The sequence below is a fragment of the Micromonospora sp. BL4 genome, assembly GCF_003667505.1.
GTDB lineage: Bacteria > Actinomycetota > Actinomycetes > Mycobacteriales > Micromonosporaceae > Micromonospora.
Map to the genome: position 1 here is coordinate 1 of NZ_RCVJ01000243.1, position 8,619 is coordinate 8,619.

Sequence of the window (8,619 nt, forward strand, 5' to 3'; positions counted from 1 at the left end):
CCGACCGGGTGACGCCCCGGGAAATGCCCACCCCCACCCCCGACGGCGGCCGGTGCACGGTGCGCCTGCCCGCCGTGTCCTGGAGCGTGCTGCGCTTCGGCCCGGCAAACGCCTGAGGTCGCACCGAGTTTGACCAGGCACAATTCATCCCGTCCCCCCTTCAAGGAGATACCAGCATGATCCAGAACGACATGAGCCGGCGCCGCCTGCTCGGCCTCGGTCTCGGACTCGGTGCCGCGGCTTCGCTGACCCTCGCCGGCTGCGGCAGCGACGACAGCAGCTCCGGCCCGGCCGCCGGCAACGGCGGCAAGGAGTACACCGGCCCGAAGGTGGACCTCAAGCTGTGGAACGGCTTCACCGGCGGTGACGGCGACATCTTCAAGGCGCTGGTGAACCAGTTCAACACCGAGCACAAGAACATCGCCGTGTCGGTGGCCACTTACCAGTGGGAGGACTACTACAACAAGCTCCCCGGTGCGGCCTCCAGCGGCAACGGCCCGGACATCGCGGTCATGCACATGGACCAGCTCGCCACCTTCGCCGCCCGTGGCGTGATCACCGAGCTGGACGACGTGGCCAAGAACCTGGAACTCGCCGAGGGCGACTTCGCCCCCACGGTGTGGAAGGGCGGGATCTACAACAACAAGCGGTACGGCATTCCGCTGGACATGCACCCGCTGGGCTTCTACTACAACAAGGCCGTCATGCAGAAGGCCGGCCTCGACCCGAACAAGCCGCCGACGACGAAGGACGATTACGTCGCGGCGCTGGTCGAGCTCAAGAAGGCCGGCGTGCAGGGCTTCTGGGTCAGCCCGTTCCAGTTCACCGGCGGCATGACCTTCTACTCGCTGCTCAACCAGTGGGGCGCCACCCTGTTCGACGCGGACGTGGCGAAGGCCACCTTCAACTCGGACCCGGCGGTCGAGGCGTGCACCTGGCTGGTCGACATGATCAAGCAGGGCTACTCGCCGGCCAACGTCGGCCAGGACGCCGACTACCTGGCGTTCAAGAGCGGCAAGAACGCCTTCACCTGGAACGGCATCTGGCAGATCAACGATTTGAAGAAGAGCCCCGAGGTGCAGTGGGGCGTCGCGCCGCTGCCCCAGATCGGCAGCAAGCCGGCGGCGTGGGCCAACTCGCACAACTTCACCATCGTGAAGCAGCGGGCCAACGACGCCAACAAGGTCTCCGGCGCGAAGGTCTTCATCAACTGGCTCAGCGAGCACTCGCTGGACTGGGCGAAGGGCGGCCAGGTGCCGGCCCGTAAGGCCGTCCGTGAGGGCGCCGAGTTCAAGGCGCTGCCGGAGATCTCGTCGCTCGCCCCCGAGCTGGAGTACGCGGCCTTCCCGCCTGCGGCTCCGGGTCTGGGCGAGGTCATGACGACCTTCTACAACTCCTTCAACGAGGCCGCGCTGGGCAAGAAGTCGCCCAAGCAGGCGCTGGACGACGGTGTGGCCAAGGCCAACAAGCAGCTCGAGGACAACCGCAAGAAGTACGGGAGCTGATAGCCCGTGGCGGACGTGATCGAGGTCGGGGCGGCGCGCGGTGACGCGCCGCCCCCGGCGGCCAAGGCTCGCCGCCGGGGCGCTTCGGCGGGCCGGACCGGACGGGCGACGCCGTATCTGTTCCTCGCCCCCTACCTGGTCCTGTTCGGGGTGTTCGGCCTGCTGCCGATCATCCTGGGCCTGTGGCTCAGCGTGCACCAGTGGGACTTCCAGCTGCCCAACCGGCCGTTCATCGGGTTGGACAACTACAAGGACCTGTTCTCCAGCGACTCCGCCATCTATGGCGACTGGTGGGAGAGCGTCCGGGCCACCGCGATCTTCACGGTTTTGTCGGTGCCGCTGCTGGTGGTCGTACCGCTCGGGCTGGCGCTGCTGCTGAACCGTTCCTTCCCGGGCCGGACCTTCTTCCGGGCGATCTACTTCGCGCCGTACGTGCTGGGCGTGGCGGTGATCGGCCTGCTCTGGCGGTTCCTGCTCGACGCCAACCTGGGCCTGGTCAACCGGCTCGCCGGCGCCGTCGGGCTGCCCGCGGACACCCCCTGGGTGACCGCCATGCCGTGGGCGTGGATCTCGCTGGTCGGGGTGACCGTCTGGTGGACCTCCGGCTTCAACGCGGTGATCTACCTGGCCGGTCTCCAGGACATCTCCCCGGAGCTGTACGAGGCGGCCCGGATGGACGGCGCGAGCGCCTGGCAGCGGTTCCGCAACGTCACGCTGCCCGGGCTGCGCCCGGTGCTGCTCTTCGTGATCACCACGACCGTGCTCGCCTCGGCGAACATGTTCGGCCAGTCGTTCCTGATCACCCAGGGGACGCCCGGTACGGAGACCCGCACGGTCGTCTGGTTCATCGTCGAGGAGGGCCTGCGGGACAACGACGCCGGTCGCGCCGCCGCGATGAGCATCGTGTTCGCCCTGATGCTGGCGGTCGTGAGCATCGCCAACTTCCGCCTCTTCCGCTACAAGGAAGACTGAGGGGACCGCCATGACGACGCCCACGCGGACCACCCGCGGGTCCGCCACCGCGAGCCGGGTCGTGCTCTACGCCACCCTCGTGGCGCTCGCCCTGATCTTCCTGGTTCCGCTGTTGTGGATGGTCATCACCTCGCTGAAGACCTACACCGGCGCCCAGCAGATCCCGCCGAGCTGGCTGCCCAACCCGATCGCGGGCTACGGCTACGAGCAGATCCTCAACAACTCGGCGAACCCGGTGCTGCGCTGGTTCTTCAACAGCATGCTGGCCGCCACCCTGCACTCGCTGCTGGTGCTGGTGACCGCCTCGATGGCCGCGTACGCGCTGGCGCGGCTGAAGTTCCGGGGGCGTGGGGTGAGCTTCGCGCTGATCGTCGGGACGCTGTTCATCCCGCCGACGTCGCTGATCATCCCGAACTTCCTGATCGTCGACCAGCTAAACTGGATCGACACCCTCGCGGTGGTCGTGGTGCCGGGAGCGGCCAGCGCGTTCGGGGTGTTCTTCCTGCGGCAGTTCTTCCTCTCGCTCCCGAACGAGCTGGAGGAAGCCGCCACGTTGGACGGCGCCAACCAGTGGCAGATCTTCTTCCGGGTGGTGCTGCCGCTGTCCAAGCCGGCGCTGGCCACCCTGGCCGTGCTGTCGTTCCTCACCAACTGGAACGACTTCCTCTGGCCGATCTTCGTGCTGTTCAGCCCGGAGAAGCTCACCCTGCCGCCGGGCCTGGGCCTGCTCCAGGGCTCGTACGTCACCGACTACCCGGTGATCATGGCGGGTGCGGTGCTGGCCAGCCTGCCGGTGCTGATCCTCTTCGTGCTGGCCCAGCGGCACATCATCCAGGGCGTCTCCCGCAGCGGTCTGAAGGGATGACCCGCACAACCACCCGGCGACGCGGCGCGGCGGCGATCATCATCGCCGCCGCGCTGCTCGTCGCGGGCTGCACCGACGGCAGCGAACCCACCCCCACGAGCAGCGGGAGCGACGCGAGCATGTTCACCAACCCGGTCGTACGCACCGACGCCCCCGACCCGCAGGCGATCCAGGTGGGCGACACCTGGTACCTGTTCCACACCAACTCCGGGGGCCGCAACGTTCCGGTGCTCACCTCCACGGACCTGGTCGACTGGTCCGAGGCCGGGGACGCCCTGCCGACGCTGCCGGACTGGGCGGACGCGGGAAAGACCTGGGCGCCGGAGGCGATCCAGCTGGCACCGGAGAAGTTCCTGCTCTACTACACGGTCGCCGGCCGGGAGTCGGGGCGGCAGTGCGTCGGCCGGGCGGTGGCCAGCGCGCCGCAGGGTCCGTACCGGGACGACGCCGCCGGCCCGCTGATCTGCCAGGCCGAGCTGGGCGGGGCGATCGACGCCAGCCCGTTCCGGGACACCGACGGCAGCCTCTGGCTGCTGTGGAAGAACGACGGCAACGCGATCGGGGTGGACACCTGGCTCTGGTCGCAGCGCCTCGCCGACGACGGCCTGACCCTGGTCGGTGAGCCGACGAAGCTGCTCAAGCAGACCGAACCGTGGGAGGGCACCCTGATCGAGGGGCCGTTCTTCCACCGCCAGGACGGCCGCCTGCTGCTCTTCTTCGCCGCGAACGCCTACGACCGGGCCGAGTACGCCGAGGGCTACGCGGTCTGCGAGAGCCCGACCGGCCCGTGCGTGAAGGCCGCCGAGAACCCGATCCTGAAGACCAACGAGGCCGCCTCCGGCCCCGGCCACGCCTCGATGGTGGTCAAGGACGGCCGGACCTGGCTGCTGTACCACGCCTGGCCGCCCGGCCAGGAGGGCAGCACCGACCCGGGACGGCAGACCTGGCTGGACGAGGTGACCTGGGTCGACGGCAAGCCCGTCGTCGAGGGACCGACGGGCAAACCCCAGCCCCGTCCCTGACCCAGCCGAGAAGGGCCCCTCGCCAATCGCGAGGGGCCCTTCGCACGTTCGGGTTCAGCTGTCGGCGGCCGGCTCACGGGGGGCCGGGGCGACGGCGGGCTCGTGCCGGGCCAGCCGGTTGCGGCGGTGGCCGTAGCCGAAGTAGATCAGCCCGCCGAGCAGCATCCAGGCCAGGAACCGCAGCCAGGTCTCCACCGACAGGTTGAGCATCAGGTAGAAGCAGGCCAGCGCGGAGACGATCGGCAGCACCGGGGAGAACGGCACCCGGAACGGCCGGTCCAGGTCCGGACGCTTGCGCCGCAGGATCGGCACCGCGACCGAGACCAGCACGAACGCGCACAGCGCGCCGATGCTGACCAGGTCGGCCAGGGCGGAGAGCGGCAGGAAGCCGGCCAGCAGCGCGACCGCGACCGTCATGATCGCCGAGATCCGGTACGGGGTGCCCCAGCGCGGGTGCACCGTCGCGATCGACGGCGGGATCAAACCGTCCCGGGCGATGGCGAAGCCGATCCGACCCATCGCCACCAGGTCGACCAGGATGACGCTGGTCAGGCCGGCGACGGCGGCGATGGAGACCAGCACGGCCGCCCACCCGGCGCCGACCGCCTCGAAGGCCGACGCGATCGGTGCGCCGCGGTCGATCTCGGTGTACGGCACCATTCCGACGACCACCAGCGAGACGCCGATGTAGAGCACGGTGGAGATCAGCAGCGTGCCGAGCAGACCGAGCGTGAGGTCCCGCTTGGGCTTGCGGGTCTCCTCGCCCAGGTTGGCCACCGCCTCGAAGCCGGTGTACGCGAAGAAGACCACCGCGGCGGCGCTGAGCACCCCGACGAAGCCGAAGACCGACGGTTCCAGCCCGAAGAGCGCCTGGGTGACCGGCTGCTTGATGCCGTCGTCGCCGCTCCCGGCGGGTTCGGCCGGCGGGATGAACGGGCTGAGGTTGGCGGCCTTGACGAAGAACAGCCCGGCGACCACCACGAAGACGCAGATGGCCACCTTGACCAGCACCAGCAGGTTGGTGATCCGGGCGGACTCCCGGATGCCGACGATCGCCACGATGCCGAGGATCAGCACGATCGCGATCGCGCCGATGTTGACCGTGCTGCCCTCCTCACCGAACCACCGGGTCGGCAGGTCGAGCAGTTCAGCCAGGTAGCCGGACCAGCCGCGGGCCACCACGGCCGCGCCGAGCGCGAACTCCAGCAGCAGGTCCCAGCCGATGATCCAGGCGACGATCTCGCCCATCGTGGCGTACGCGTAGGTGTAGGCGCTGCCGGCAGTCGGCACGCTGCTGGCCAGTTCGGCGTAGCAGAGCGCGGCGAGCAGGGCGACCACGCCGGCGATGGCGAAGGAGATCACCACGCCCGGCCCGGCGCTGTCCCGGGCCTCGATCCCGGTGAGCGTGAAGATGCCGGTGCCGATCACGATGCCGATGCCGAAGCCGGTGAGGTCGACCGCGCCGAGCCGCCTCTTCAGCCCGGGGCGACCGTCGGTGCCGTCCGCCCCGCTCTGTGCTATCACGTCCTTGATCGGTTTGGTCCGCAGCACGGACACGCGCTCACCCCTCCCACCGTGCGACCACCACCGTGGCGGCCGGTGATCGGCGTTGCTACCCAGCGACGGGAGCTGCCAACCACGCCAACCTCCCGGTACGCGGAGTGCGACCTCCATCACCGTGAGCAACGCGACGATCGACGCGGAACGACCCGATACCCGGCGGTCGAATCGAGCGGGCACGAACCCTTGCGATAACGACCCGAGTGTGAAAATTTCCTTCCAGCGGCAGATAGCCAGCGGCGAATCTTGCCGGGAGTGCCGCACCGAACACCCGGGAGCCCCAACGAAGGGACACACCGCATGAAGGCAACTCGGCTCGGAGCCGCCGGGCTGGTCGCAGCCCTGCTCGGCACGCTCGTCACCGCCACCCCCGCGAACGCCGCGCCCGGCGCCGCCGGCACCACCGCCACCGCAACCTGCGTCACCGACCCGGCCACCCCGAAGCGGCAGTTCCGGGCGATGTGGATCTCGTCGGTGGTCAACATCGACTGGCCCAGCAAGGCGTCCCAGACCGACCCGGACCGGGTCGCCGCCCAGCAGGCCGAGTACCGCGGCCTGCTCGACCTCGCCGAGCGGCTGAACCACAACGCGGTCGTGGTGCAGGTCCGCCCGACCGCCGACGCCCTCTGGCCCTCGCCGTACGAGCCCTGGTCGGAGTACCTGACCGGAGTACGCGGCCAGGACCCGGGCTGGGACCCGCTGGCCTTCCTGGTCGCCGAGGCGCACAAGCGCAACCTGGAGTTCCACGCCTGGTTCAACCCGTACCGCGTCTCCATGCCGGCCCCCGGCGGAGCCGGCGCGGATCTCACCCAGCTCGCCCCCGGCCACCCGGCCCGGCAGCATCCGGACTGGACCTTCGCCTACCCGCCGGCCGGCGTGGCCGGCAGCCGGCTCTACTACAACCCCGGCATCCCCGAGGTCCGCGAGTTCGTACAGACCGCGATGATGGACGCGGTCAACCGGTACGACATCGACGGCGTGCACTTCGACGACTACTTCTACCCCTACCCCAGCGGCACCCACCAGGTGCCGGACGACGCCACCTTCGCGGCGTACAACCGGGGCTTCACCGACCGGGCGGACTGGCGGCGGGACAACATCAACCTGCTGATCCAGGAGATGAACGGCAAGATCAAGGCGGCAAAGCCGTGGGTGAAGTTCGGGGTCAGCCCGTTCGGCATCTGGCGCAACAAGGCCGCCGACCCGCTCGGCTCGGACACCACCGGCAGCCAGTCGTACGACATCATCTCCGCCGACACCCGCAAGTGGGTCAAGCAGGAGTGGATCGACTACGTGGTGCCGCAGCTCTACTGGTACATCGGCCAGTACCCGGCGGCGGACTACGCCCGGCTGGTGCCGTGGTGGGCCGAGACGGTGCGCGGCACCCGCGTCCAGCTCTACATCGGCCAGGCCGACTACAAGAGCGGCGACCCGGCGTACGGGCCGTTCTGGCAGAACCCGAACGAGCTGTCCGACCACCTGACGCTCAACCGGGCGTACCCGGAGGTGCAGGGCAACGTGCACTTCTCCGCCGTCCAGGTGCGGGCCAACCGGCTCGGCGCCACCGACATCTACGCCGCCGAGCACTACTCACGCCCGGCGCTGGTACCGGCCATGCCACACCTGCCGGCCAAGCCGCTGCTCTTCCCGGTGGTCACCAAGGCCGCCCGTAACGCCGACGGAGTGCGACTGACCTGGCATCAGCCGGCCGACGGCGCCGGACCGTTCGGCACTGCCACCTCGTACGCTATCTACCGGTTCGACGGCACCACGCTGCCCGGTCGGTGCGCCACCGCGGACGCCGCGCACCTGATCGACACCGTGCGTGCCACGACCGGCGGGACGCAGTCCTGGGTGGACACCTCGGCCGAGCCCGGGAAGCGGTACACCTACCAGGTGACCGCGCTGGACCGGTCGGCCAACGAGAGCCGGGTCAGCCCGCCGGCCTTCGTTCTGCGCTGACCGTACGACCCACACCGGATGCCCCGGGTGCCACCGAGCACCCGGGGCATTCGTCTGTTTCAACGTATGTCACCAATAGTTCGCGAGACACATACCGATGAGTTGATCAGTTGATCGACACTGATCGACATCCGGTAACCCGCCGGTAACTTACCGCCCCGCCCGCTCACCCCCGCGGAGGTAACCCGTGCCCCGACGTCTCGCCACCCTGCTCGCCTCGGGCGCGCTCGCGCTGCTCACCACTCTCGCCATCGCCTCCCCCGCCGCCGCCGTCACCCCCCAACAGCGACTCTCGGTGCTCTCCAGCTGGACCCAGACCAGCGCGAGCAGCTACAACTCGTGGAACAGCGCCCGGGTCAACCGGGCTCCCTGGGCCGAGTACGCCTTCGACTGGTCCACCGACTACTGCTCGTCGAGCCCCGACAACCCGCTCGGGTTCACCTTCAACCTGGGCTGCTACCGACACGACTTCGGCTACCGCAACTACAAGTCGGTCGGTCAGTTCTCCGCCAACAAGTCCCGGCTGGACAGCGCCTTCTACGCGGACCTGAAGCGGGTCTGCGCCACGTACAACGCGGTCGTCCGACCCGCCTGCCTCAGCCTGGCCTGGACCTACTACCAGGCGGTCAGCATCTTCGGATCGGTGGCCGCCGTGCAACAGGCCGACATCGACCGCGCCGCCCGCATGAAGGCCGACGCCGAACGCCAAGCCGCCACCCACTAACCCCCGCCC

Annotated in this window: 7 protein-coding genes; 6 read left to right on the forward strand and 1 reads right to left on the reverse strand. The window is 69.3% G+C overall.

The features are described 5' to 3' along the window. The first annotated feature begins 176 nt into the window (after positions 1–176). Genes EAD89_RS29180 through EAD89_RS29195 form a run of 4 tightly spaced genes read left to right on the forward strand, consistent with a single transcriptional unit; the run spans position 177 to position 4,364 of the window. Positions 177–1,505, forward strand: a complete 1,329-nt coding sequence (locus EAD89_RS29180) for an ABC transporter substrate-binding protein (RefSeq protein WP_121655020.1) — start codon at positions 177–179, stop codon at positions 1,503–1,505. A gap of 6 nt (positions 1,506–1,511) precedes the next feature. Next, positions 1,512–2,477, forward strand: coding sequence for a carbohydrate ABC transporter permease (locus EAD89_RS29185; protein ID WP_121655021.1), 966 nt, complete (start codon positions 1,512–1,514; stop codon positions 2,475–2,477). 10 nt (positions 2,478–2,487) lie between these two features. Then, the gene (locus EAD89_RS29190; RefSeq protein ID WP_199723439.1) at positions 2,488–3,342 is read left to right on the forward strand and encodes a carbohydrate ABC transporter permease; all 855 of its coding nucleotides are present in this window, start codon (positions 2,488–2,490) and stop codon (positions 3,340–3,342) included. Beyond that, complete coding sequence (locus tag EAD89_RS29195; RefSeq protein WP_121677934.1) at positions 3,339–4,364, forward strand: glycoside hydrolase family 43 protein; 1,026 nt, start codon at positions 3,339–3,341, stop codon at positions 4,362–4,364. Before EAD89_RS29190 ends, EAD89_RS29195 begins: the two co-directional genes overlap by 4 nt. A gap of 54 nt (positions 4,365–4,418) precedes the next feature. Here the strand turns inward: EAD89_RS29195 and EAD89_RS29200 are convergent, their stop codons facing one another. After that, on the reverse strand, positions 4,419–5,921 hold the full coding sequence (locus EAD89_RS29200) for an amino acid permease (RefSeq protein WP_121655023.1): 1,503 nt from the start codon (positions 5,919–5,921) through the stop codon (positions 4,419–4,421). Positions 5,922–6,224: 303 nt separating this feature from the next. Here EAD89_RS29200 and EAD89_RS29205 point away from each other — a divergent pair, with 303 nt between their 5' ends. Both EAD89_RS29205 and EAD89_RS29210 read left to right on the forward strand, forming a co-directional pair. Then, a complete protein-coding gene (locus EAD89_RS29205) occupies positions 6,225–7,886 on the forward strand; it encodes a glycoside hydrolase family 10 protein (RefSeq protein WP_121677935.1) in 1,662 nt (553 codons plus the stop codon). Positions 7,887–8,073: 187 nt separating this feature from the next. Next, positions 8,074–8,610 (forward strand): phospholipase, encoded by a 537-nt coding sequence (locus tag EAD89_RS29210; protein ID WP_121655025.1) that lies wholly within the window; start codon positions 8,074–8,076, stop codon positions 8,608–8,610. Positions 8,611–8,619: the final 9 nt, after the last annotated feature.